Origin of the sequence: Synechococcus sp. BDU 130192 (assembly GCF_963876085.1) — a bacterium.
In the GTDB taxonomy this organism is placed as follows: domain Bacteria; phylum Cyanobacteriota; class Cyanobacteriia; order Cyanobacteriales; family MRBY01; genus MRBY01.
The window spans coordinates 107,464-132,377 of sequence record NZ_CAWNNO010000011.1 but is presented as its reverse complement, the minus strand read 5'-3'; the positions used below and the strand labels follow the sequence as shown (position 1 = coordinate 132,377).

The 24,914-nt window shown below is 50.8% G+C and carries 26 protein-coding genes and 1 tRNA gene; 13 read left to right on the top strand and 14 right to left on the bottom strand.

Features of this window, described 5'->3' with window-relative positions; all coding sequences use genetic code 11:
• Positions 1 to 3: 3 nt before the first annotated feature.
• Positions 4 to 972, bottom strand: a complete 969-nt coding sequence (gshB, locus tag AACT35_RS04605) for a glutathione synthase (protein ID WP_099241144.1) — start codon at positions 970 to 972, stop codon at positions 4 to 6.
• 75 nt (positions 973 to 1,047) lie between these two features.
• The gene (locus tag AACT35_RS04600; protein WP_099240996.1) at positions 1,048 to 2,070 is read right to left on the bottom strand and encodes a hypothetical protein; all 1,023 of its coding nucleotides are present in this window, start codon (positions 2,068 to 2,070) and stop codon (positions 1,048 to 1,050) included.
• 137 nt (positions 2,071 to 2,207) lie between these two features.
• On the opposite strand from AACT35_RS04600, the gene AACT35_RS04595 reads away from it, so the two are divergent.
• Positions 2,208 to 2,498 (top strand): YiaA/YiaB family inner membrane protein, encoded by a 291-nt coding sequence (locus tag AACT35_RS04595; RefSeq protein WP_012306772.1) that lies wholly within the window; start codon positions 2,208 to 2,210, stop codon positions 2,496 to 2,498.
• Positions 2,499 to 2,580: 82 nt separating this feature from the next.
• Here AACT35_RS04595 and glmS read toward each other — a convergent pair whose 3' ends face one another.
• Together glmS and AACT35_RS04585 are read right to left on the bottom strand one after the other, a co-directional pair.
• Positions 2,581 to 4,452, bottom strand: coding sequence for a glutamine--fructose-6-phosphate transaminase (isomerizing) (gene glmS, locus AACT35_RS04590; RefSeq protein ID WP_099240994.1), 1,872 nt, complete (start codon positions 4,450 to 4,452; stop codon positions 2,581 to 2,583).
• Between the two features lie 77 nt (positions 4,453 to 4,529).
• Positions 4,530 to 5,087 (bottom strand): DUF3172 domain-containing protein, encoded by a 558-nt coding sequence (locus AACT35_RS04585; RefSeq protein ID WP_099240992.1) that lies wholly within the window; start codon positions 5,085 to 5,087, stop codon positions 4,530 to 4,532.
• A gap of 118 nt (positions 5,088 to 5,205) precedes the next feature.
• On the opposite strand from AACT35_RS04585, the gene AACT35_RS04580 reads away from it, so the two are divergent.
• The 3 genes from AACT35_RS04580 to AACT35_RS04570 all read left to right on the top strand — a co-directional run bounded on the left by AACT35_RS04580 (position 5,206) and on the right by AACT35_RS04570 (position 7,021).
• A complete protein-coding gene (locus AACT35_RS04580; RefSeq protein ID WP_012306775.1) occupies positions 5,206 to 5,553 on the top strand; it encodes a HepT-like ribonuclease domain-containing protein in 348 nt (115 codons plus the stop codon).
• A 2-nt stretch (positions 5,554 to 5,555) separates the two neighbouring features.
• Complete coding sequence (locus AACT35_RS04575; protein ID WP_099240990.1) at positions 5,556 to 6,221, top strand: histidine phosphatase family protein; 666 nt, start codon at positions 5,556 to 5,558, stop codon at positions 6,219 to 6,221.
• Between the two features lie 80 nt (positions 6,222 to 6,301).
• Positions 6,302 to 7,021, top strand: a complete 720-nt coding sequence (locus AACT35_RS04570; RefSeq protein WP_041443431.1) for an LOG family protein — start codon at positions 6,302 to 6,304, stop codon at positions 7,019 to 7,021.
• Here AACT35_RS04570 and AACT35_RS04565 read toward each other — a convergent pair.
• Positions 7,018 to 7,422: a DUF4359 domain-containing protein gene (locus tag AACT35_RS04565; protein WP_012306778.1), complete on the bottom strand. Its 405-nt coding sequence runs from the start codon at positions 7,420 to 7,422 to the stop codon at positions 7,018 to 7,020. The genes AACT35_RS04570 and AACT35_RS04565 overlap by 4 nt on opposite strands.
• 54 nt (positions 7,423 to 7,476) lie before the next feature.
• On the opposite strand from AACT35_RS04565, the gene AACT35_RS04560 reads away from it, so the two are divergent.
• Positions 7,477 to 7,549 (top strand) — tRNA-His (locus tag AACT35_RS04560).
• 237 nt (positions 7,550 to 7,786) lie between these two features.
• Here AACT35_RS04560 and AACT35_RS04555 read toward each other — a convergent pair.
• Complete coding sequence (locus AACT35_RS04555; RefSeq protein WP_041443433.1) at positions 7,787 to 8,011, bottom strand: hypothetical protein; 225 nt, start codon at positions 8,009 to 8,011, stop codon at positions 7,787 to 7,789.
• A 135-nt stretch (positions 8,012 to 8,146) separates the two neighbouring features.
• Between AACT35_RS04555 and AACT35_RS04550 the strand changes: the two genes are divergently transcribed.
• Complete coding sequence (locus AACT35_RS04550; RefSeq protein WP_232321509.1) at positions 8,147 to 8,977, top strand: Cof-type HAD-IIB family hydrolase; 831 nt, start codon at positions 8,147 to 8,149, stop codon at positions 8,975 to 8,977.
• A 1-nt stretch (position 8,978) separates the two neighbouring features.
• Here the strand turns inward: AACT35_RS04550 and AACT35_RS04545 are convergent, their stop codons facing one another.
• The 3 genes from AACT35_RS04545 to AACT35_RS04535 are packed head-to-tail and all read right to left on the bottom strand — an operon-like array spanning position 8,979 to position 12,351.
• On the bottom strand, positions 8,979 to 10,424 hold the full coding sequence (locus AACT35_RS04545; protein ID WP_099240988.1) for an aminotransferase class I/II-fold pyridoxal phosphate-dependent enzyme: 1,446 nt from the start codon (positions 10,422 to 10,424) through the stop codon (positions 8,979 to 8,981).
• Positions 10,425 to 10,428: 4 nt separating this feature from the next.
• Positions 10,429 to 11,382: a heme o synthase gene (locus AACT35_RS04540; RefSeq protein WP_030006259.1), complete on the bottom strand. Its 954-nt coding sequence runs from the start codon at positions 11,380 to 11,382 to the stop codon at positions 10,429 to 10,431.
• Between the two features lie 54 nt (positions 11,383 to 11,436).
• Positions 11,437 to 12,351, bottom strand: a complete 915-nt coding sequence (locus tag AACT35_RS04535) for a COX15/CtaA family protein (protein WP_099240986.1) — start codon at positions 12,349 to 12,351, stop codon at positions 11,437 to 11,439.
• A 386-nt stretch (positions 12,352 to 12,737) separates the two neighbouring features.
• On the opposite strand from AACT35_RS04535, the gene AACT35_RS04530 reads away from it, so the two are divergent.
• The 3 genes from AACT35_RS04530 (at position 12,738) to AACT35_RS04520 (ending at position 16,077) form a co-directional block, all read left to right on the top strand.
• Entirely contained in the window at positions 12,738 to 13,733 is a 996-nt protein-coding gene (locus tag AACT35_RS04530; RefSeq protein ID WP_099241143.1) for a cytochrome c oxidase subunit II, read from the top strand.
• A gap of 84 nt (positions 13,734 to 13,817) precedes the next feature.
• Positions 13,818 to 15,464, top strand: a complete 1,647-nt coding sequence (gene ctaD, locus AACT35_RS04525; RefSeq protein ID WP_012306785.1) for a cytochrome c oxidase subunit I — start codon at positions 13,818 to 13,820, stop codon at positions 15,462 to 15,464.
• Between the two features lie 13 nt (positions 15,465 to 15,477).
• Complete coding sequence (locus AACT35_RS04520) at positions 15,478 to 16,077, top strand: cytochrome c oxidase subunit 3 (protein WP_099240984.1); 600 nt, start codon at positions 15,478 to 15,480, stop codon at positions 16,075 to 16,077.
• A 77-nt stretch (positions 16,078 to 16,154) separates the two neighbouring features.
• Here the strand turns inward: AACT35_RS04520 and AACT35_RS04515 are convergent, their stop codons facing one another.
• The 3 genes from AACT35_RS04515 to ispF are packed head-to-tail and all read right to left on the bottom strand — an operon-like array spanning position 16,155 to position 17,052.
• Positions 16,155 to 16,370, bottom strand: a complete 216-nt coding sequence (locus tag AACT35_RS04515) for a type II toxin-antitoxin system HicB family antitoxin (RefSeq protein ID WP_223209862.1) — start codon at positions 16,368 to 16,370, stop codon at positions 16,155 to 16,157.
• Positions 16,371 to 16,380: 10 nt separating this feature from the next.
• A complete protein-coding gene (locus AACT35_RS04510) occupies positions 16,381 to 16,521 on the bottom strand; it encodes a type II toxin-antitoxin system HicA family toxin (RefSeq protein WP_254048095.1) in 141 nt (46 codons plus the stop codon).
• A gap of 51 nt (positions 16,522 to 16,572) precedes the next feature.
• Complete coding sequence (gene ispF / locus AACT35_RS04505) at positions 16,573 to 17,052, bottom strand: 2-C-methyl-D-erythritol 2,4-cyclodiphosphate synthase (RefSeq protein ID WP_030006263.1); 480 nt, start codon at positions 17,050 to 17,052, stop codon at positions 16,573 to 16,575.
• Positions 17,053 to 17,243: 191 nt separating this feature from the next.
• On the opposite strand from ispF, the gene AACT35_RS04500 reads away from it, so the two are divergent.
• From AACT35_RS04500 to mnmE, 4 genes are all read left to right on the top strand, one after another.
• A complete protein-coding gene (locus AACT35_RS04500) occupies positions 17,244 to 18,827 on the top strand; it encodes a hypothetical protein (protein ID WP_099240982.1) in 1,584 nt (527 codons plus the stop codon).
• Positions 18,828 to 18,990: 163 nt separating this feature from the next.
• A complete protein-coding gene (locus AACT35_RS04495) occupies positions 18,991 to 19,524 on the top strand; it encodes a hypothetical protein (RefSeq protein WP_012306790.1) in 534 nt (177 codons plus the stop codon).
• A gap of 67 nt (positions 19,525 to 19,591) precedes the next feature.
• Entirely contained in the window at positions 19,592 to 20,056 is a 465-nt protein-coding gene (locus tag AACT35_RS04490) for a single-stranded DNA-binding protein (RefSeq protein ID WP_030006266.1), read from the top strand.
• 3 nt (positions 20,057 to 20,059) lie between these two features.
• The gene (mnmE, locus tag AACT35_RS04485) at positions 20,060 to 21,442 is read left to right on the top strand and encodes a tRNA uridine-5-carboxymethylaminomethyl(34) synthesis GTPase MnmE (RefSeq protein ID WP_099240980.1); all 1,383 of its coding nucleotides are present in this window, start codon (positions 20,060 to 20,062) and stop codon (positions 21,440 to 21,442) included.
• 2 nt (positions 21,443 to 21,444) lie between these two features.
• On the opposite strand, the gene AACT35_RS04480 is transcribed toward mnmE, so the two are convergent.
• Positions 21,445 to 22,776, bottom strand: coding sequence for an ABC transporter substrate-binding protein (locus AACT35_RS04480; RefSeq protein WP_143596823.1), 1,332 nt, complete (start codon positions 22,774 to 22,776; stop codon positions 21,445 to 21,447).
• Between the two features lie 140 nt (positions 22,777 to 22,916).
• Positions 22,917 to 24,833: a 1-deoxy-D-xylulose-5-phosphate synthase gene (gene dxs, locus AACT35_RS04475; RefSeq protein WP_099240976.1), complete on the bottom strand. Its 1,917-nt coding sequence runs from the start codon at positions 24,831 to 24,833 to the stop codon at positions 22,917 to 22,919.
• Positions 24,834 to 24,914 lie beyond the last annotated feature (81 nt).

The window sequence follows — 24,914 nt, the reverse complement described above, 5'->3', positions numbered from 1 at the left end:
AATTTAGGGGGATGTCTGCTCTGCCACCCATTCGATCACCTGTTTACCGATGGAGACCCCATCGAGGCGATCGGCTTCCCGGACACCTGTGGGACTGGTGACATTCACCTCCGTCACATAGCCACCGATAATATCGAGGCCGACAAAATATAACCCATCGGCCCTGAGTTGGGGAGCTAAGGTTGCGGCAATTTCTCGGTCGCGCTCCGTAATATCCACCTGGGCGATGCGACCACCAACGGCCATATTGCCCCGGAAATCGTCCCCTGTCGGAATCCGGTTTACGGCTCCAATCGGGTCTCCATCCAAGACGATCAGACGCTTATCCCCTTCCTGGGCAGCGGGCAAAAATTCCTGCACCATCACCGGCTCTTTACCCTGTTTGGTGCTGATTTCTACGAGGGAATTAAAATTGCGATCGCCTTTTTCGATTAACAAAATCCCTTCCCCTGCTTTCCCACCGAGGGGCTTTAAAACGGCTTTTCCTTTGGCTTCGATAAATTGTCGTGCCACTGCTTTTTCTGTGGTGATAATGCTGGCGGGAATCACCGTGGGAAACCGGAGGGCATAGAGTTTTTCGTTGGCGGCGCGGATCCCCTGGGGATTATTCAACACCAGGGTTTTGGTGGGGATGAGCAAATCCAAAATGTAGGTGGCATAGAGATAGGCCGAAGTCACAGGCGGATCGGTGCGCATAAAAACCGCATTCATCTCCGTGAGGGGCAATAATTTCCGTTCTCCGAGGCGAAACCAATGTTCCTCAGCAACCCAGAGACCATTTTCCAAACGCACTGGCTCTAATTGCACTGCCTGCAGCGTTGCCCAGGCCTGGTGGTCGACCACACTCAACTGCTCCATGGTCGTAATCCAAACCTCATGGCCGAGGAGTTGGGCCGCTTCCATAAAAGCCACCGTCGTATCATGGCAGGGGTCAAGGTTGGCAATGGGATCGAGGATAAAAGCCAGTTTCACAGGGGGTTGCTTCCTAAACACAATGGAACCCACTGATCATAATCAATCGCTAATTGAAAAGGCAAAGGATTAGTTTTACCCAAGGGAGGCGATCGCCGTGGCAATATCCAAAACTAAAAACCGATCCAGGGCTTGGTACATCCAGTGGATCGAACCTAAATCCCCTTGCTGGGTCGGCTGAAAACCCAGGGCTGTGGCGAGTTGAGCATAGCTCGGATGGATGATTAGAGTATGCAGATCACAAAGATTGGGAAAATCCCCTTGCATTTTTCGTAAGGTTTGCTGGGCATCCACCAGGAAGGTCAGTCGATAAGCCGTTAAATATGTCGGGTCGATCACCCAACTACGAATAAACACCGATACACAGGTTTCGTCGCCCACAGTGGCCAGGGTAAATGGATCGACGGCGGCCATCGTACTGAGGTGCAATGCCTTTTTTGCGGGCCGAAAAAAATTCACATCGGAGCGGGTAGCCGTCGGATAGAGCAGATAAAAGCCCACCGGATTTTGATTATCCACACGCCTTAACACGCGCATTCCCCTGGGATATTGTTGTCCCCACTGGCGCAATAGTCTGGCAATCCGGTGGGGCACGGCATCGTTATTTTTGTTCATCCAGTTGTAATTGACTGCGAGCAAATTCGCTACGGGAATCGCATCACAGCGGGGATTAAACTCCCCCAAGGTTAGGGAAACAACATCGTCGGTTTCAGCACTCAAAACCTGTTGCGGTAACGGCAAAATTTCAATGCAGGTGGTGTTGCCGTCGAAATATTTGCGAATTAACCCTAAGGCTGCCAGCTTATCTAACATCATGCCTGCGGCGCGATCGCCGCCTTTTTCCTGATCACCATAGAACAATTCTGCCGCCTCCCGATGGGTACAAATAATCGCTCCAAATTGAGTTTGCAGTTCCGTTAAGGGGGGCCGTAGTTGAGGCTGTTGCGTTAGTCTCGCCTTCACCAGGAGATAGATCCAAAGACGCAAAAAATATTCAGCCCGCACCCGCGTGAGGCCCACCACCTGCTTTAACTGGGTCAGCAAGGCCTGTTTTTGGGTAGTAGGGAACCAGTGCTCAAGCTCCTGGAGGGTAATCATGGCTTTCTCTGGAAGTCTAATTACTTCATCCTACTTCACCTTACTTCTACGGGCTTGGGTTTGCTCATTGCGACTACAGAAAATCTTTCCCGACAATGAAAGTAAGCAACGACAAGTCTTCATTGAGGTTCCAGATCATGGCCACTCCTAAATTTGATGCCCCAGCCACCCACACCAACGCTTGGATTTTTCAAACCTGGTTAGCGTTTATTCTGTCCCTCAGTGCCATGGGGATCGGCATTTATCTGTTGCCCCTCAACGGTTGGATGAAAAGCTACCTGGGCATGGGGTTTGTGTTTTCGATTAGCTCTACCATTAGCCTGGCGAAGACGACTAGGGACTTAGAAGAATCAAAACGAATCTTTAATCGGGTTGACGAGGCTAAACTCGAAAAACTATTGGCAGAATATGATCCGTTTAATAAATAGGTCTTGGTTCCCAAAAAATTGGGGAGAGCAATAATGTTCTCCCCGGACTGAAGATATGGGGCGATCGCCTTTATTTTTTCCTTTATTCCACCGTGACAGATTTGGCGAGGTTACGCGGTTGATCCACATCTAAGCCCCGTCGTGCGGCGATGTGATAGGAAAGGAGCTGGAGAGGAATCACCGCCAATAGGGGTGACAAAATTTCGTCCACCGCCGCTACAGGCAACACTTCATCAAAGGTTTGGGTCGCTTCCGTATCATCCAGGGCCGTCACACCAATTAAAAGGGCATCCCGTGCCTTCGCTTCCTGGGCATTGGAAATCACCTTTTCGTAAATGTCCCCTGGCATGGCGATCGCCACCACAGGCACCTTCGCGTCCAGGAGGGCAATGGGGCCATGTTTCATCTCCCCGGCAGGATAACCCTCGGCGTGGATGTAGCTGATTTCCTTGAGTTTGAGGGCACCTTCTAGGGCAATGGGAAAATTAATCCCCCGACCAATAAAGATGAAGTCCTGGGTATCAGTAAAATTGTGGGCCAATTCTTCGATGCTCTTTTCTTGATCCGCCAGGATCGACTCAATTTGGGTCGGAATCTGCTGTAATCCGGTGACAATGTGCTGGAGTTTTTCAGGGGCGAGGGTTTGATGTCGGGCCGCCAACTCCAGGGCCAGGCAATAAAAGCTCATCAGTTGCGCCGTAAAAGTTTTGGTGGCCGCAACGCCGATTTCAATGCCGGCATGGGTATAGAGCACTTGGTCAACGATGTGGGTGATCGTGCTTTCCGAACGATTGGTAATGCCTAAAAGTCGGGCCTTGAGGTGGTCGTTGTGGTGGAGGCGACGCTCTTTTTCCATTTCCAGGGCGGCGATCGTATCGGCGGTCTCACCGGACTGGGTCACGCCAATGGTCAGGGTATTGGGCATGATCGGTGAAGGAGAATAGCGAAACTCCGAGGCATAGTGCACAAAGGTGGGAATGCCGGCGAGTTGTTCGAGTAGATATTTCCCCACGAGGCTGGCGTGCCAACTGGTACCGCAGGCCACGATTTGGATATGGTCGATATTGTCGAGAAATGTGGGGTCATTAATACCGAGGTTGATCGGCTGGGCTGCTTCCGGATTGAGATAAACTTCGAGGTTGGTGCGCACCACCGCCGGCTGCTCATAGATTTCCTTGAGCATATAGTGCCGGAAGCCTTGTTTTTCCACTTGGCCGGGGTTCCAGTCGAGGGTGCGGGGGGCTTTTTTGAGGCGATCGCCCGCAAAATTATAAATTTCCATCCCCAGGGGCGTCATCCGGGCCATTTCGCCATTTTCGAGGGTTAGAACTGCCCGGGTGTGGGGAATTAATGCCGTAATATCCGAGGCACAGAAAAATTCTCCCTGGCCAAACCCCAGGGTCAAGGGCGCTTGTTGCCGGGCAACGATCAATTCATCAGGATAGTCCACACAAATAACGGCGATCGCAAAGGCTCCTTCTAACCGTTGCACAGCCTTTTGTACCGCAGCGAGGAGGGGTTCCGGTTCAGATTTCGTCGTTTGGAGCAGATCCGCAATCAGATGTGGGATGACTTCCGTATCTGTTTCCGACAGGAAAGTATAGCCTTTGCCCTGGAGTTCTTCCCGTAGCTCCCGGTAATTTTCCACGATGCCATTTTGAACCACGGCCACCCGTTGCGCCATGTCCAAATGGGGATGGGCATTGTGTTCCTCTGGTTTCCCATGGGTCGCCCAGCGGGTGTGACCAATGCCAATGGTGGCGGGGGTACTGTTCCCTTCTAATTTTTCCCGGAGACGATATAGTTTGCCCTTGGCCCGTACCGAGTGGAGTTTTTCTTGCCAGATCGTCGCAATGCCCGCCGAATCATAACCCCGGTACTCTAGCCGTTCTAAGCCTGAGACCAGAATATCTGTTGCCGCTTGCGTGCCTAAATATCCCACAATGCCACACATAAAATCAGGTCTCCCTACACGAAAAATGAGCCGTTACTATCCTATAGTCTTTAACCTTGAATTTTTGTTTTTGTTCCCTAGAAGCGGTCAGATTCTGGGACAGTGGTCGTTCCGGGTTGATTGAGGAAGAGATTCCCTGCCGCATCATTTTGATAGATACAGTTAATACTCGGTGATCCTTGCAGACTACCGGTATAGCCAAAGGTATTCATGCGCCGTTTGCAGTCGTTGACCTGTTCTGAGGTGACCAGGTTTTGGCGTTCGAGAATCGCCCAGTTATTTTGCCGAATTACACAGCCTGGTTCCATCTGCGGCTGAGTGACAAAGACGTTGAAGGGGTTGAGGGTCACAAAGATTTTCATGTCCGTCACAATGGCACTCGCACCAAATTGTTGGCAAAGTTCAGCATCCGGAGCCTGACGGTCAATTTCCAGGCGAGAATCAATGCTTGTCGGGTTAAGATTGGTACTGGAGCTAAAGCCGATGCCCACCGTCACCCCTAGGACAAAAATTCCCCCAAACAGTGCCAGGGTTGCATAGTTGAAGTTAAAGAGGGACTTTTTGGGTTCCCGTTCGGGATACCTCGGACGGTCGTAGGGAGGGCGATCGTAACGTGAACGAGTTTGACGTTTCATCAGCGGATATCTATGGGGAACAGCGGCTCCATCAAGTCGATACGATACTTTGTTAAGTGATCATTCTATCCACTATAGCGATTTACTACTCCACCCGGAGCTTATCTCGAGGTTTTCCATGGCGGATCGGCACACATTAGTTTTATTGGATATTCTCATTTCGGCGCGGCTCGCGATTAATTATCTAGCGGATCTGAGTTGGACGGAATTCCTCGGCAATATTGTGGTTCAGGATGCGGTGATTCGGCGGATCGAAATTATGGGTCTGGCGGCGCGAAATATTCCCAAGGTGATGCACCCAGAACTCCCCCAAGTGCCTTGGTTTGAACTAGAGGCGATCGCCAAAACCATGAGTGAAGATTACGAGGCGGTCAATATTGCCTTTGTCTGGGATCTGGTGCGTAATGATCTCCCGGTTTGGGCAGAGGCATTGGAAGTGATCTTGCCAGAAAATCTCCACGTCTAGGGATGCTGTTTAAGCCTGTTTCCCATAGCGCCTGGGGCCGACAGTTGTGGTTTGTGCGTCACGGAAATCGCTTAGATTTCGTGCAACCGGCTTGGTTTACCACGGCCCTCTATCCCTATGATCCGCCCCTTTGTCCCGCTGGCCACCACCAAGCTCAGGAGTTAGGCGATCGCCTCGCCCCAGAAACAATCCACCATATTTTCACTTCTCCTTTCCTGCGCACGATCCAAACGGGTCACTATTGCGCCCAACGTTTAAACCTCCCTCTGAAGCTAGAGCCGGGCCTGGGAGAATGGCAAAATCCCCATTGGATGACTCGCCCGCCGCTGACCCACCCCAAAGCTTTTTTACGCCAAAACTTTATCCATATCGACTGGCGCTACCAGGAAAAATGTTTCCCCGACTACCCCGAAAATGCCGCCCAGGTGCAGCGACGGACGCTTCAGACCCTCAAGCAGTTACTAAAATCCTATTCCGGCAACTTGCTTTTGATTGGCCACAAAATTCCCCTGGGCATTTGTCTGAATTATCTACTGGGAACAAACCAAACCATTAGCCCCGATGTGTGTGCCCTCAATCAACTGGTTAACCTTGGCGATCGCTGGCTCTGGCAACGGCAAAATGAGACTGATTTTTTGACAGACCCAGGCATCAAGGTGGCCCCTTAAACCATCAATCCGCCCAGTCGCCATCGAGGAAATTCCCGGAAATATTGTAAGATTGCTCCCATTACCGGGCAAAAATCACCATGAAAAACGAAGCGAACGGCCAACCTTCCCCTTGCTTTCCTGTTAGCCTCAGCGAACAGACCATGAGCTATGACATTGTGCAAGAAGCCGTGTTATCCCTCTGGCAAGTGGTCAATGGCCTGAGTAGTATTCAGCCGCCCCGCCGCGATCGCTATCGCGTGACAATTTTTGGTTCGGCCCGGATTACCCGTGACTCGCCCCTCTACCAAGACGTGCGCCGCTTAGCCAGTGAGTTGACGACCCTCGGCTGTGACATTGTGACGGGGGGTGGCCCTGGTTTGATGGAAGCAGCGAACGAAGGCAGTGTTTTAGCAGATCCCCATGACCGGACAAAATCCATTGGTATTCGCGTGGATTTGGGGTTTGAACAGGAGGTTAATCCCTTTGTCGAAGAGGTGTTTCAGCACCAGACTTTTTTCTCACGCCTGCACCATTTCGTTTTGGTTTCCGATGCGTTTGTGGTGATGCCGGGGGGAATTGGGACAACCCTCGAAGCGTTGATGATTTGGCAATTGCTCCAGGTGCGTTCGATCCATAATATGCCGTTTATTTTGGTGGGCGACATGTGGACAGAATTAGTCCAGTGGGCCGAACAAACCATGGTGCCCCAGATGGCCGATGCAGTGGATTTTGAAATTCCTGTGTGTGTTGGGTCGGTGGATGAGGCGATCGCCCGTTTGAAACTCTCCCATCAGGCCTGGGCGCAATGCTCCCCCTAGCTTTTTTCTGCCCGGTAGGTGTAGAACTGCTGGAAGATGCCCACCGTCTCAAAGGAGTACCGTGGAAAGGGCTCCGGCAAAACGATATCCGTTTGGTAGATGCTAAAGAAAAAATAATTATTGACGCTGGTTTGCCGACTGACGATTTCGCCCAATTGGGCCTGGCTCGCGTCCACTAGGGTTTTGCAGTAGTTGCGCAGCAAATCGCTTTGGAGATTGCCTAAACCGAGGGGCAGATCATCACCCGAATTTTGGCAGACATTATCCTTGAGATAGATGGCAATCTGTTCGCCCGCATAATTGCGATACTGGCTCAGGGGAGGATTGGTTAAGTAGGCGATCGCCCCAAGGGCAACAACGCCGAAGCCGCTGACCACACCGCTAATTTGAGAAAATTTCATAAAAAACCTGGACAAAATAAAATCAATTCGATAACATTATTAATCGTGATTATGGCGAGCGTAGCCAAGTGGTTAAGGCAGCGGATTGTGGTTCCGCCATTCGGGGGTTCGAGTCCCCTCGTTCGCCCTCTCAAATCTAAACAATTTTATAACCGAAGTCAGGGTTCCCTCACAGCCTGTCCCAGGGGATATTTTTTCAGTCAGTACCGAATTTTTATCCTCTCGTAGACCAAGCACAGGGTCATTCAGATAGTGATTTAAGCTTGCAAAAAGTAGACCTTCGTTGAGAGCCTTGGCATAAAAAACCTTAGCAACAACTTACACCCACATTAAATCCAGGGAAAACGACCAGAAAATTAATTCCCTAGAGCCGATATTGTCTTACTGCGGACGATTCCCCACCCGACTGTACCGGACGTTGCTGGAGTTGTTGGTTGAACCAAAGGGCGATCGCCAAACTCGAAAAGAACAGCAGAATCGGTAACCAACGGGACGCTTGGGTTGAACGCTGGGTTTTGCGTTGGGGCGCTTGGCCACGAACCCGTCTAATTTTTTCGGGCCATTCGGCAAATTCCCGCTCGGTGGTCATGGTGAAATTCTCTAAAACTTGAATGCAGCAATAATTTGTACTTGTGTTTTTTATTATACAAAGTGGCAATCCGGCCTTGGGGTTTGGGTCGTTGCTGGGATAGGGGAACTCTTCTATGCTTTAGGGACAACCATTTTGACCGAAACAATGCAGGACATTCGCCTACTGGTGTTGGATATTGACGGCACGATTTCCGGGAAAATAAACCAAGTGAGTCCCCAGGTTTTAGAGGCGATCCAAGCGGCCCAACGGAAAGGGATCAAAGTGGCGATCGCCACCGGGCGTATGTTTTGTTCGGCCAAGCGATTTTACGAAGCCATTGCCTCCGATGTTCCTTTGATTGCCTATAACGGCGCTTGGATTCAAGACCCGCTACAAACTCTCCCCCATCAGCAGCTTTCAGTGCCAGCCGATATTGCCCTTGATATTCTCGATTTTCTTAGCACTAAGAATTGGCGATCGCAGCTCCATTTGCACGTCTATCACAACGACGAATTATATGTCGATGACTTCAATGAGCGGACTGCGGCTTACCAAGAGAGAACGGGTTGCAAGGCAAATTTGCTCACCGATTTGCGGGATATTGTGGCCCAGGCTCCCACAAAAATTCTTGCGGTTTGCCACACAGAAACGGTACCGAAAACCCTCTTGCCCCTCGTGCAAAAACGCTACACCCAGCAGCAAATTTACTGTACCCAGTCCACGGCTGTATATGTAGAATTCACCTCACCGACGGCGACGAAAGGCCAAGCGGTAAAATTTCTCACTGAAGAAATTCTGGGGTTGCAGGCTGCTAACGTGATGGCCATTGGCGACAATTTTAACGACCGAGAAATGCTCGAATATGCAGGGCTTGGCGTAGCCATGGGGGATGCTCCTACTGCCCTCAAAGCCGTTGCGGATGCGGTGACAACCTCCGTCGAAGAGGATGGAGTCGCCGAGGCGATCGCCAAATTTTTGCTTTAAGTTAATCAATCACACGAATCGTTTTTAAGCTGGGATCACTAGCCCCGGTGATCACCCCTCCCAGTTGTAATGTCTGGCGCAAGCTGGCGAGGGTGGCTGCCGTAATTTTTTCGCCGGGCATGATCGCCGGAATCCCAGGGGGATAAGGACAAATCAACTCCGCGCAAATTTGATTGAGACTGGCTTCAAGGGAAACGGCTCTACTGGTGGCAAAGAAAGCTTGGCGCGGCGAGAGTTGTGGCAGCCCATAGCAGGTTTCAGGCTGATCGGTTGAAATGTTTGGCTTGTTTAAAGGCTGTTGTGCTTGATTGTTTTGACTAAGAGTCTGAAACGCATCGATTAACCGCTGAATGTCCTGGTTTGTATTGCCAAAGGTGAGGATAAAAGTGAGCGATCGCCCCAGGGGGAGTTCTGCAATCACCCCCAAAGTTTCCGTCAAAATTTCATCTGCTGCATAACCCGTTAACCCTAAACTCGAAACATCAACTGTGAGGCGGGTGGGATCAAAATATTCGATGCCTACCTGGGGTTGGGGATCAAAAATTTTTAATCCTGGAATCGAAGTCAAGGCTTGCCGTGCTTGTTGCGCCAAAGTGAGTGTTTCTGACCAAAGGGTTTCGCCCTGTGTTGCCATTTGGGCGCGGGCCGCATCCAGGGAAGCCAGAAGTAAATAGCTGGGACTGGTGGATTCGACGAGTTGTAAAGCGCGGTTGATTTTCTGGGGATCAACCCTGACTTCTTGTCGATGGAGCATCGAAGCTTGGGTCATCGCTCCCAGGGTTTTGTGGGTCGATTGGATCACCAGATCAGCACCGAGTTCGAGGGCAGTGGGTGGGAAATTAGGATGAAATTTAAAGTGGCTACCGTGGGCTTCGTCAACGATGAGCGGAATATTGTGGCGCTGGGTAATGGCGGCGATCGCCTTTAAATCTGGACAAACTCCTTGATAGGTGGGAGAAAGAACAAAAACCGTTTTAATATCGGGATGAATTTGCAAGGCTTGCTCAACAGATTCTGGCGTTAAACCATAACTCAAATCCCATTGGGGATCGTAGGGCGGATTCACAAAAACTGGCATCGCCCCAGACAAAATCAAGCCGGAAATGGCCGATTGATGGACATTGCGGGGTAAGAGAATTTTTTCCCCTTCCCCCACCGTCGCTAAAATGGCGGCGATAATCCCACAGGTGGAACCATTGACCAAAAACCAGGTTTGATCGGCCCCAAAGGTTTCGGCAGCTAGGGTTTGAGCCTCTAAAATCACCCCTTCTGGCGCAAATAAATTATCGAGACCGGGGAGCTCCGGTAAATCCGCCCGAAAAATTTCCTTCCCCCAGGCTTGTGCCAACCCAGAAAAAATCCCCTGACCACCTTTGTGACCGGGGGCATAGAAGGCTGCATGGTTATCGTGGGCGAGGGCGAGCAGGCGCGAAAACAGGGGCGTCATTAATTTAAGTCAGGGAGGCTAAGGTTGTGGTCACCAGGGCAGTGACATCATGCACCGCAGGTAAACTATCCACCACCATCGCTGTACAAAGCAACATCATGTAAAGGATCGAATATTTAAACATTGACTTTGCTAGGGGCTGATCAAAGGGATTTTGCTTCAATTCCCAGGCTTTTTGGATAAAAATGGCTCCCAGCACTAAGGCGGCGATCGCATAAAACAGCCCAGATGCGTGGAACGGAAAAACCAGCAACAGACTAAAGGGCACAACGATTAATGTATAAATCCAAATTTGATCGACGGTTATTTTCTCTCCCTTGACCACGGGCAGCATCGGCACCTCAACTTCTGCATAATCTTCTTTGATCATCAAGGCCAAGGCCCAGAAATGGGGCGGCGTCCAGAGGAAAATCAGCGCAAACAAAATCCAGGCCGACCAATCCAACTGACCCGTAACCGCTGCCCAACCCACCAGGGGCGGAATCGAACCTGCGGCCCCACCGATCACAATATTTTGTACGTGGTGCCGTTTCAGCCAGTGGGTATAAACCAGCATATAAAATACAATGCCCGATAACGCTAAACAGGCGCTGAGCAAGTTCACAAATACCGTTAACAGGGAAAAGGACAAACTCCCCAAAATCAGCGCAAAAATTAAGGCATGGCGTGGCTGGACGCGACCAGAAGGAATGGGCCGCTTACGGGTGCGCTGCATCGAAAAATCGATGTCCTGGTCATAGATGCAGTTGAGGGTTTGGGCAGAGGCTGCAGCGAGGGTCCCCCCCAATAACGTAATCAGCAACTTTACCGGGTCAATGTGACCATGGGAGGCAATCCACATCGAAGCAGCGGTGGTAATCAGCAGCAGAGGAATAATGCGGGGTTTGGTGAGTTGGTAATAGCTTTTGATAACCGCCCAAAAGTTTTCATGGTGCGGAGAAAGGCTGGTGCCGAGCATAAAAATACCTGAATTTAATTAAAGACGCAGAGGAATGGAGAGATAGGGTTTGACTTAACTGGTGTGGGGCTGGCGATCGCGGAACGCAAAAACAGAAAACATCGCCAAAGTTCCAAGGAGGCTCGCCCCAACGGCCTGGTGGGTCACGGTGAGAGGCTCCACTTGCAGATGTAGTTTAAAGGTGGCTACCCCAATGAGAATTTGTAAGCACACCAGTAACATTGCGACATTGGCCAGGCTGCGGAGAGCAGGGTGGAGCGCTGGTGTCCGCCAAGCCATAATCACAGTGACGAGCGTTGCAAGGGTAGCAGGGACAACACCGACAATGTGACTGTCCATCACCACACACATATCCCCTTGGAAAAAGCACTGGTGCAAGGCCCACTGGGAGGCGACTAAACCTCCGGACAGGCTTTGGAGATAAATAAAAATGGCTGCCGTCAAACCAAACCAAGGTAATTTTCCGGCGGTGCCGTTGCCGCGATAGTCACTCAAACAACTGCCAATGGTGAGCAGGGTAACAAAGAAAAAGAGAGCCGTCCCCAGGTGGGCTGTGACGATATCAAAGCGTAGCAGTTCGGTGACGGTTAATCCTCCTAGGATCCCTTGGAACACAATCAAAAACAGGGCAAAGCTCGCAGCCCATGGCAGCCAACGGGGTAGTGCCGTCCGGAACCAGAGGGTGAGTCCCACCAAGGCGATCGCCGAGAGACCGATCAACATCGCGTCTAAACGGTGGAACCACTCCAAGAAAACCTGTAAATTCATCTGTTGGGTCGGCACCAGTTGCCCGTAGCACAGGGGCCAATCCGGACAAGCCAGTCCCGCATTCATCACCCGTGTTGCACTGCCAATCGCCATTAACAACAAGGTGGCGATCGCCATTTTCCAAACCAAGCGACGAACCCATGTTTTCACCTGATCACTCGCTGTCGAAAAAGAATTTGGAGATGAAATGGAATGAGCCATGAAGCCTCCTCACAAAACGCTTAACAATCTACGGAGTCAGAACTGCCACAGATGTAAATAGCTACACAAATTAGATTTTAGGCTAAGAAAAATAGCTAAATCTCGTTAATTAACACTGTAGTGAACCCATTTAGACGCTGCTGTTCAGCGACCTATCCTGTACAAATTCTTTACATTTAAGCAACGAATAACCGAGAAAATCTAAATATAATCTTAAGTTTTTGGCCAGATAGATTACATAATTGAGTTTTAAATAACCTTGATACAAAATCATCAAGATTTGTCATCAGTCAACCATGAAGATTGTGACAAACCAAAGGCATTTCCAAACAGTTTGTTTTAACGTGGTAACCAGCAGTTATTCCAAAAAAGCTCCAACATTTCCCGTGAATATTCCCAATAGCATCACGACCTTGATCGCTGGAATTGCCATTACCCTCATCAGTCTCTGGTACGGTCAAAACCATGGTTTACTACCCGTTGCCGCCTCCGCCGACGCCAATGATGTCGATGAATTGTTTAATCTGATGATGACCATTGCCACTGGTCTTTTTATCTTGATTGAAGGGGTTTTGGTGATTTGTCTAATTCGATTTCGCCGCAAACAGGGGGATTTAACCGATGGCCCGGCGATCGAAGGCAATGTTCCCCTAGAGATTGTCTGGACAGCGATCCCCACCGTCATCGTCTTTATTTTGGCGATCTATAGCTTTGAAATCTATAACAAAATGGGCGGCCTCGACCCGATGGTTTCTGGGGGCGGTATGACCATGGCCCACCATCATCAACATAACCCCAATACCATGGACAACATGGTGGCAATGGAACCAGATTCTAAAATTGCCATTGGCATTGGTAAATCCATGTCGGCCAATGAGGAAGATCCTTTAGTGGTTGACGTGAATGGCCTGCAATATGCCTGGATTTTCACCTACCCCGATACGGGGATTGTCTCCGGGGATCTCCATGTGCCTGTGGATCGTCCAATTCAACTCAACATGAAAGCAGCAGACGTGATCCATGCTTTCTGGCTTCCGGAATTTCGCATTAAACAAGATGTGATGCCCGGCCAGGTTTCACAACTGAGCTTTGTGGCCAACCGAGAAGGCACCTACCCAGTTATTTGTGCAGAATTGTGCGGCTCTTACCATGGCGGCATGAAAACTACGATGACCGTTGAAACGGCAGAGAGTTATGACCAATGGGTGCAGTCGCGCACAGTGGCGCTGCAAGATGGCGAGGGTCAACTGCTACCCGTCGATTCTACGGCCTTAACCGATGCAGAATTTCTCCAGGCCTACGCCGAGGAGATGGGGATTATTGAAAATACCCTAGAGCAGATTCCCCATCATCCTTTGGGAATGATGTCGATGGCCCAGTAAGGTCAGGCTTTTTCCAACAATTAAACCAACTAAACCTGTAACTAATTTTTTAGTAAACGCACGATAACTAATCAACGATCAACCATGAGTGACGCGACAATACACCATGCGGGCGATCGCAAATGGACGGACTACTTCACCTTTTGTACTGACCACAAAGTAATCGGGATTCAATATCTTGTTACGGCCTTCTTGTTTTACTTCATTGGTGGTGCATTAGCAGAGATTGTCCGCACAGAACTTGCGACCCCAGACCCAGACTTTGTTTCCCCCGAAGTCTATAACCAAATGTTTACGATGCACGGCACGATCATGATCTTCTTGTGGATTGTGCCCGCCGGAGCCGCCTTTGCCAATTACTTGATCCCGCTGATGATCGGTGCGGATGATATGGCTTTCCCCCGGTTAAATGCCGTGGCCTTTTGGATGCAGCCCGTCGGCGGTATTCTCCTGATTCTGAGCTTCTTTGTAGGTGCACCCCAGGCGGGTTGGACGTCCTATCCGCCCTTGAGTTTGATCTCTGGGAAGTGGGGCGAAGAACTCTGGATTTTATGTCTGCTGATTTTGGGGACGGCTTCAATTTTGGGGGCGATTAATTTTGTCACCACAATTTTTAAGATGCGCGCCCCGGACATGGACATCCACAGTATGCCGCTGTTTTGTTGGGCGATGTTGGCGACTTCGGCGTTAATTTTGCTCTCAACTCCGGTCTTGGCTGCAGCTTTGATTTTGCTGTCCTTTGACCTGATGGCGGGTACGGCCTTTTTTAATCCCACGGGCGGTGGCGATCCGATTGTGTATCAGCACCTCTTTTGGTTCTATTCCCACCCGGCGGTGTACATTATGGTGCTGCCGTTCTTTGGGGTCATTTCAGAAATTCTCCCAGTCCATTCCCGTAAACCGATCTTTGGCTATCGGGCGATCGCCTACTCCGGTTTAGCAATTAGCTTTCTCGGTTTAATCGTCTGGGCGCACCACATGTTTACCAGTGGCACCCCTGGCTGGCTGCGGATGTTCTTTATGGCAACCACCATGCTCGTAGCCGTACCGACGGGGATCAAGATCTTTAGCTGGTGTGCGACCCTCTGGGGTGGCAAATTACAACTCAACTCCGCGTTACTCTTCGCCATTGGCTTTCTTTCGTCCTTCCTGATTGGCGGTTTAACAGGGGTGATGTTGGCAGCAGCTCCCTTTGATATCCATGTCCATGACACCTATTTCGTGGTGGGTCACTTCCACTATGTCCTCTTCGGTGGCTCTGTCTTTGCCCTCTTTGGGGCGGTATACCATTGGTTCCCGAAAATGACGGGCAAAATGTACAACGAAACCTGGGGCAAAATTCACTTTGCGATGACCTTTATCGGCTTTAACATGACCTTTTTGCCGATGCACTATCTGGGTCTCCAGGGGATGAACCGCCGCATTGCCCTTTATGATCCCCAGTTCCAGCCCCTAAACCAAGTTTGTACCCTAGGGTCTTACATTTTGGCCTTATCAACGTTGCCCTTCTTGGTGTCAATCGTCTTGGGGTTAGTCAATGGGAAAGCAGCCGGACGGAATCCGTGGCGTGCTCTCACCCTGGAATGGCAAACCACCTCTCCGCCGAGTATCGAAAACTTTGATGAACCGCCCGTCCTTTGGGCTGGCCCCTATGAGTATGGCATTGATGGAGAACCCAGAGATGAGGATTCCATTGAAGAGATGCTCGCTGAAGTGGCAGAAATGAGTTAGAGGAGTCATAAAAATGCAAAGTTCAACCACCAATACGGCGATCGCCACCGATTATCAAGCGCCCCCGACGGAACACCATGGTCATCCTGACTACCGGATGTTTGGCCTCGTGATGTTTCTAGTCGCAGAAAGTATGATTTTCCTGGGGCTGTTCGCCGCTTTTTTGATTTATAAGGCGACGATGCCTGGTTTCACAAAGGAATTAGAATTGCTCGTGCCCACGGTGAATACGATCATCCTGGTCAGCAGTAGCTTTGTGATGCACAAGGGCCAAAGCGCGATCAAAAACGACGATGTTAAAGGTCTCCAGCTATGGTTCGGGATTACGGCACTGATGGGGGCGGTCTTCCTCGGCGGCCAGGTCTATGAATATGCCCACATGGAGTTTGGCCTCACGGAACATCTGTTTGGCAGTTGTTTCTATGTGCTGACGGGGTTCCACGGTCTCCACGTGACGGCAGGGCTGTTATTTACCTTGGCAGTGTTGTGGCGATCGCGCGAAGCCGGTCATTACAGTGGCCAAGCCCATTTTGGTGTCGAAGCAGCGGAACTCTACTGGCACTTTGTGGATGTGGTCTGGATTATCCTGTTCGGCCTTGTCTATCTGCTGTAATAGCTTCATTTCTTAAATCAATCCTTAAAAAGAGGAGGCCAATAATGTCTCCTCTTTTTTGTTGCTGCATTTATTTTTCACGCTGCAATTTCAACATAGGCAGAAGAAACAGAAGGCTGTGGAATTTCTAAGCCTTCTAATTGCAATCCTTCAAGGTGAAAGGCGATCGCCTCTTGCATATTTTGCGTCACTTCAACTTCTGTTGCCCCTGTTGCGACACAACCAGATAAATCTGGAGAATAAGCTGAATAACCCGTATCGGTTTTTTCGATGACGATTAGATAGCGCATCATTTCTACTTTGTTACTTTAAACCAGCTTGTTTGAGAATACTATTTTGGGTTCCAGGAGCTAGTTCATCACTGAATTTTCCTGCAACTGTTACTAATCCTAGTTTAGTTGGATGCCTGTACTGACGGTGACTTCCGCGAGTTCTAGTGAGAATCCAACCATCTTGTTCTATGAGTTTGATAATTTAACTTTCATTATCCATGACTCATACTTGCACTAACAGGGCGACAGCATGGACACAAATTCCCTTTTCCTCACCCATGGCATCTAGTTTTTCATTGGTTGTGGCCTTAACACCCACCTGATCCGGATCAACTCCCAGGGCTTCAGCAAGACATTGAGTCATGGCTTGGATGTGCGGTTTCAGTTTTGGGCGTTCGGCAACAATTACAGAGTCAATATTGCCAATTTGCCAGCCCCGTTCTTGGATAAGTCGATGTACCTGCTTGAGCAATTCAATGCTGTCAGCCCCTTTCCACTGGGGATCCGTAGGCGGAAAATAATGGCCAATATCCCCCAAACTAAGGGCACCCAACATCGCATCCATAATCGCATGGGTCAAAACATCTGCGTCGCTATGGCCATCTAAGCCGAGGTGGTGTTCTAGCTGAATGCCTCCCAAAATAAGGGGACGACCAGGCACGAGACGGTGGACATCGTAACCGTTACCAATGCGGATTTTCATAGGAGTTAGGGGCGGGCATAAAGTCACTGGTTAGGGTAGCATATCTCTTTTTATTTTCTGGGTGTGACGGCGATGAATTTCTGGGGCTAAGCTAATTTCTGGGGGAAAGCTGCCTTAGAATCACCTTAAGTAAGTTCACACATTCTGAGCACAATTTTTTTTGTTCAAGAATCCTATCGCAGGAAAAGAGTATGGCAATGAGGCAAGGCTGGCACAGTTTAATCCTGGGAAGTTTACTGCTGGGCACAGACGGATCGGCACTGCTCTCACCTGCCCTAATTCCAACCTTTGCCCAAGAAGCCACATCCACTACCCAAGGGCGTTCATTCCTTGCGGAGTTGTGGTTATTGAACCAAGGTTTTGTTGGTCTCCGGCCTGACCTAGAAGAATTCCCTGACAATTTGGCGGCGCTCAACACTGGGACAGCGGCCTTCGATGCAGAAATTTTTCGGAATGATCGGGCTGGCCTGCAACAACTCCAGGAACAGATCCGGTTGCTGGAAGGGCAACTGGCAACGATTCAAAACCCAGCCCAACGGGAAGCTTTAACAACGGCGATCGCCAACCTTGATCAGCAGCTCAATAATCTCACCAACCTGATTGAACCCTTTACGGATGGCTTTAATCCAGAAACGATCCGGCGGCTCCAGGAATTTTTAGACTTTTTTGAACGGCGCAACCTCAGTGAAGCAGACTATGGTTTCTACGGTAGCGTCACCCAAACAGAGCTCGAAGAATATCTTGCACAACAGTTAAGTGACCTCAGCGAAACCCTCAAAACCCTGAATGAAACCGCAGCCCAAGGGGCGATCGCCCCGGATCTAGCCACCTCGATTGATTATCTCTACACGAGCCTAAGTCTGGAAAATACCGTTGTGGATGATGGCACGACTTTTTCGGCAATGATCCAAACCCTCCAGCGGGATAATCAGCGCCTGCGACAACGCCTGCGTACCACCAATTTTCTCCTGGGGCTGCTCCTTCTGTTAGGCACCGCGACCCTTGCCCTGTTTTATCTACGGAAACCGACCCCAGCAGCTTCGCCTGTAAATCGCTATTTCCCGGATGCGGAACCGGATTCCTTTGATCTCGATCGGCTAGAAGCAAAGCTTATCAAGCGACTCCAAAACACCTACGATCTTTCGCCCAAGGAAAATTTTGCGGCGATCGCCCCGTCGCCAGTAACAACCCAACCCACCACTATTCCCTTCAGCGAAACACCGCATTCACAACCGCTGGCCACGAATATCCCAGGCGACCTAGAGGCATTCAATCCAGCTTCACAAACGCTCGATTACCTAGAGCCGAATCCTGTGGAAACAGAAATCGATACAGACACAGACGCTGATTTTCCGGTGCAATTTCTCAATGTCTACGATGCCCTAGTGGAAACCTATAACGCCGATGCCATGGGCCTGGCCCCAGAGGCGATCGCCTTGGCTGTCCAACCGCCTGTGACCCAAGACCCCGAAACTGACGGAGAAACTGAAAATTTCCTGAGCGGGTTATTATTCCAAACCGATGACCAAGGGGACTATTGGGCCATCGAAGTGCAAAATCAGTATTACCTTGTGCCCCGCGCCCAGCTTAAAATCACCCCCGATAATTATGCTTTTTTCCAGCAAACTTTTATCTGCTACGGTAACCAAAAGCCAGATTTACAGACAATTAAATTACTCAAACCTGCTCGCATTGCCACCACAGATCAAGACAATCTTTGGGAATTGGTTCAACCGGGCATTGTTGTTTTAGAAAACGTTGAATCTCTAGCCTAAATTTTGGACGAAATCATTTGGACAAATAATATTTACTCAACCTAGTAACGGCCCTTAATAAGTCCTTTGCGCCCCCGAAACTCTGTGGTAGAAAGCTAAAATTTACCTTAAAATAGCAGCAATTCTGGACAATTTCCGTCCCCTGGTTTTGAGGAGTATAAACATGAGCCTTGCTTGCATCGGCCGACAGCATTTAAGTCACTTGGCGATCGCCACGACTTTACTAACAGGACTCACTGGCGCGATTTACCAATCCACAGCCCAGGCCCAGGCCGCCTATGGTAGCTATGTGGGTGCTGGAGCGAGCGTTGGCGTTTCCTCTGACTGGAACGGCGAAGGTCAACAACTCAGTGCTGTTTTGGCGGCCCGTTATAAGTTTCTAAAATTACCTATTTCCCTCCGGACCCAAGCCTTTATCGGTTCTGGCAGTACCGCCATTGTGCCGACTATCTCCTATGATGTACCCTTAACCTGGCAACTCGATGCCTATGTGGGCGCTGGCTATTCCTTCGCAACCGGAAACAACCCTTCCCCCGTCGGTGATCGAAACACCTTGGTGATTCAACCGGGACTTGATTATGCACTGCCCAATGGCAACACGGTGCTCTTTACCAATGCAGTATTTGCCTTTGATGCCTATGAAGGTAAAAATGAAAAAGCCGTTGCGCTCCAAGGAGGGTTAGGTCTCCGCTTCTAAACGGCAACCCGTGGCTTTAAAAAAGTACAATTGAACCGTATGTTAGGCGATCGCCAACCGAGACGAAATGAATAGTTGTGTATTAATGGCGCGCATCCTAGGGGAACCAGAACTGCGCTATACCCCCGACAATACCCCCCTGGCTCAGATCACCATCGAATTTCCGGCGCTCCGGGAGGGAGACCCTGCCTGTCGACTCAAGGCCGTGGGGTGGGGCGATAATCTCAGCCAAGACATTCAGCAAAATTACCACGACGGTGATCAAGTGATCCTGACGGGACGACTGACGATGAACACCATCGAACGCCCCGAAGGCTTTAAAGAAAAGAAAGCAGAGTTAGTGATTTCGCAAATTCAAGCTATTGGTGCTGGTCTAGGCCCCACCTCTCCTGGAACGACCATGGCCCCTTCTGCTTCGACTTCACCCGTTACCCCCAGTAATGTGGTGCCCATCAACCCCATGGCTCCCGCTCCTAGTCCTGCACCGGCTCCCAGCGAACCGGAACCGAACCTCGATGACATCCCGTTTTAGACTGTGAACCTAGGCGATACCATTGTGGCGATCGCCAGTGCCGTCGTCCCAAATCAAGGCAGCATTGGCATTGTCCGTCTATCTGGTGCAGCGGCTCTCCCCATTGCCCGTCAACTCTTTCAAGCCCCTGGCCAGCAGACCTGGGAGAGTCACCGCATTCTGTACGGCTACGTCCGTCATCCCCAAACCCAAGCCATCGTCGATGAAGCGCTGCTCCTGCTGATGCTGGCCCCCCGTTCCTTCACCGCTGAAGATGTGGTGGAGTTCCACTGCCATGGGGGCATTATTCCCGTGCAGCAGGTGCTACAGCTTTGTTTAGGGGCTGGGGCGCGGTTGGCGACGCCAGGAGAATTTACCCTGCGCGCCTTTTTAAATGGTCGCATTGATCTCACCCAGGCTGAGAGTGTCGCGGAATTGGTGGGGGCAAAATCACCCCAATCGGCCCAAGTGGCCCTAGCAGGCATCCAGGGAAAGCTGGCCCAACCGATCCAGCAACTCCGGGGTCAATGTTTAGATATTTTGGCGGAAGTGGAAGCCCGCATTGATTTTGAAGACGATTTACCTCCCCTGGATGAGCCGCAAATTCAGCGGGATCTGACCCAAGTGCTCGAAAAAGTGGCACAAATTCTCCAGACCTCTGACCGGGGCGAACTATTGCGCACGGGGTTAAAGGTAGCGATTGTGGGCCGTCCCAATGTGGGGAAATCGAGTCTGTTAAATGCCTGGAGCCGCAGCGATCGCGCCATTGTCACAGATTTGCCAGGGACAACGCGGGATGTGGTAGAGTCCCAGCTTGTGGTGCAGGGTATCCCGGTACAGGTATTGGATACGGCGGGCATCCGGGATACAGAGGATGCCGTCGAAAAAATTGGTGTGGCCCGTTCCCTTGCCGCTTCCCAGCAGGCGGATTTGATTTTGTTTACCATCGATGCGGCGGTGGGGTGGACAGCAGCGGATCAAGAAATTTTTCAGCGAATTGTGGCGGCAAAAGCCAATCAACCTTTAATTTTGATCCTTAATAAAATTGACATCGGCCAACCGGAAGCTATTGAAATTCCGCCCCAAGTGCAAGGGGTCGTCAAAACAGCGGCAGCCCAGCACCAGGGTGTGGATGAATTGGAAACGGCGATCGCCAATTTGGTGCAAGCGGGGAAAGTGGGAGCCGCCGATCTCGATTTTGCAATTAATCAACGGCAAGCCGCGGCTTTGACCCAGGCCCAACAAGCTCTCCTTCAAGTGCAAAGCACCATTGCCCAAGGGTTGCCCCTGGACTTTTGGACAATCGATCTGCGTAGTGCGATCCAAGCCCTGGGTGAAATCACCGGCGAAGGGGTGACTGAATCGGTTTTGGATCGGATCTTTAGCCGTTTTTGTATCGGGAAATAGGGTCAGGTGCGGATTTTAAACTGGTTAAGATAGCTGGCCACTTGGTTCGGTAAAAAAGCCCGTTGGTCAATGAAGTGAATCTCTGACTTAAAAGACTCAGGCGGTAAACGCAACCCAAATCCCTGGGCGATCGCCCCGTAGGGTTCCGAGGGATAGGCTGCTGCCACCAATTCACGGGCATTTTGAGGATATTGCCGCAGCTCAAAATGTCGCCAGCGAACCATCTGGGTGAGGAGCCACAGGCCATGGGATTGCCAGCAATAATTAGCCTGGTCGGGGGCCGTAATCCGTCGCCCTTGATCGAACCAAATGGGACTATCCCGCCGGGCAATGGGGCGATCGCCGTCTCCCCCGTAGAAATATTGGCCACTGAAGAGGGCGGTGAGGGCGGCGGGATCAAGGTCAAGGTTACTGGCCAAGAGCGGGCCAATGGTAGCCGCGTTGGTGGGATCTTGGCAATATTGGCAACCCTGGAGGGTGGCGGCAATGAGAGCCTTAGCTGTATTTGGGTTTTCTTCTAGCCAGCCTGCACTGGTGGTAATCACCGGCCCCGGATGGCCCTGCCAAATATCCCCTGAGAGATATTGGATAAAACCAGAATCGGTGGCGATCGCCTCTTGTCCCCAAGGTTCTTGGCTGCAGTAACCTTGGATCAACCCTGCCTGCAATTTATGACGCAACTCCGTGGGCGCAAAAGTCACCAATTCTAAATCTCGATCTGGATGGAAACCCAGGGCCGCCCACCAATAGCGATAAAGATAAGCCGTTGTGCTGTAGTCGTGGTCTACCCCAAAGGTTTTTTCCGGTAAAGCCCGCACATAGTCCCGGTAGGCCGCCGCAAATTCTGCAAAATTCGCATAGTCGATGCCAGAACGAATATTATCAGCCCAGGTCTGTTGGCGGCCACAAAAAACACCGCCGTGGCGATGAATCTGCATCAACGCGACCAGATCAACCCTAGGACTTTTGAGCTGATAAATCAGTGGTGTCGAAAAAGAGGTAATCGCCGCATCAAAACGCGATTCTAGTAGCCCCTGCTCCACGGCCTGTTGATCCACCTGGGGATACAGCTCAACTTCCAGGCCATACTGCTCAAAAAAGCCTTGGGTGAGGGCCATCAGCCAGGGGGCGATCGCCAAGTCCGGCACATAACCCAGGGTGAGGGTTTGCTTTTCCGGGGCACTCAGATCTAATACCGGCGGAGTTGATTCTAAGTTGGCTTGCTTCGCAGATCTTCCTGGCAGACGAACGGTATCAGGGAGTCGATTGCAAGCAGTGAGACCATAACCCCAGGCAGCAAAGGTTCCGTATTTGAGCAGGTGGCGGCGTTTCATAGGCAAAAATACAGGGAGGCTCCCAAATTTTACGGGTTCGGTTTGGCGATCGCAATTTTCTGTGACGGTTCCACCATCAAAAAATCCCCAGGGCAGCGAGGGGGCACTGGGAATCAAAATCAAAGCACAGTCAATTTTGCTTAAACGGTGGTGGTTGTCTTGGCGGCGTCTTTCTGGAAAAATGCCGCCCGAATGGATTCAGCCATCTGGGCTGGGGTCAACCCGTGGGCCGCTTTTGATTCCGCTGGAGTTGCATGATCCACGAGTACATCTCCAATGCCAAAGCGTTTTACGGGAACCAGTACATCATGATCCTGGAGCGCTTCACAGACCGCAGACCCAAAACCACCCATTAAGCAACCCTCTTCAAAGGTGGCCACTTTACCAATTTGCTTGGCGAGGGGCGCAATGAGTTCAGAGTCCAGGGGTTTCACAAAACGGGCGTTGATCACCGTGGCGCTAATGCCGTGTTCACTGAGAATTTCGGCCACCTGGAGGGTCGAGTGCACCATGGCACCATAGCCGATCAGGAGGATGTCATCACCATTGCGCAGGATTTCTCCTTTACCGATGGGCAGGGGTTCCCAGCCGTCTTCCATTAACGGTGCGCCGACGCCATTCCCCCTGGGATACCGCATGGCGATCGCCCCGTCCGTGTATTCAATCCCCGTGACGAGCATCCGTTGCAGTTCAGCTTCATCCTTGGGTGCCATCACCACAATATTGGGAATCAGGCGGAGATAGGCAATGTCATACATCCCCTGGTGGGTCGGCCCGTCAGCACCGACGATACCCGCCCGGTCAAGGCAGAAAAAGACTGGTAACTTTTGAATACAAACATCATGGATGATTTGGTCGTAGGCCCGCTGCAGGAAGGTCGAATAAATCGCCACCACTGGCCGCATCCCTTCACAGGCGAGGCCTGCTGCTAGGGTAACGGCGTGTTGTTCGGCAATGCCGACGTCGATGTACTGTTTTGGTAATTTCTGTTGGAGCTTATCTAACCCTGTGCCAGTGGCCATCGCCGCTGTAATCCCGACAATTTTGGGGTTGTTTTCTGCGAGGGTGGTCAGGGCATGGGCAAAGACCTTGGAATAGCTCGGTGGGGTTGGTTTCTTCGAAGGGAAAGCCTTGCCTGTGGCCAAGTCAAAGGGTTTCTGGGCATGGTAGCCTACTTGATCTTTTTCGGCGATCGCATAACCTTTGCCTTTAACTGTGGCGACGTGGACGAGGGTCGGGCCTTTAGCCTTGTGGGCCTGTTTAAAGGTGCGGATCAGCTCTTCGAGGTTGTGGCCATCCACGGGGCCAAAATATTTAAAGCCTAATTCTTCGATGACGGCGCCAACCTTCGAGACCGCCAAGCGTTTCATGCTGTCCTTGAGCCGTTCCATCTCTGGGGTGAGGGAGTCCCCAAGGAACGGGAGGTGCTTGACCTGTTCTTCGAGGTTATCGGTCAAAAACTGGACGGGATCACTGAGGCGAACTTTATTGAGGTACCGCGAGATGGCTCCTACATTCGGGGAAATAGACATTTCATTGTCATTGAGAACCACCATCAAGTTGGTGTCGGGTAAATGACCTGCATGGTTGATGGCTTCGAGGGCCATGCCACCTGTCAAGGCACCATCACCAATGACTGCCACACATTTAAAATCTTCTCCCTTGGCATCCCGTGCCAATGCCATCCCTAGCGCTGCGGAAATACTGGTCGAGGCGTGGCCAGCACCAAAATGATCAAACACATTTTCACTGCGCTTAAGGTAACCAGCTACCCCATCCTTTTGCCGGAGGGTGTGGAATTCGTTGTAGCGTCCGGTAATCAATTTATGGGGATAAGCCTGATGACCGACATCCCACACCACCTTGTCGCGATCGAGATCAAGGGTTTGGTAGAGGGCGAGGGTTAGTTCAACCACCCCTAAACCAGGGCCGAGGTGGCCACCACTTGCGGCAATCGTCTGGAGGTGTTTTTCGCGAATTTGCCGGGCAATCTCTTCCAACTGACGGACGGTCAAGCCGTGGAGTTGGTTCGGATGGGTAATTTCACTCAGGTGCATGGGTGTTTCTAGAGAGCGATCTTATAAAGGGGTCTAGTTCTCAGGATATCAGGTCTAACAATTTTAATCAGAAGATCCCGG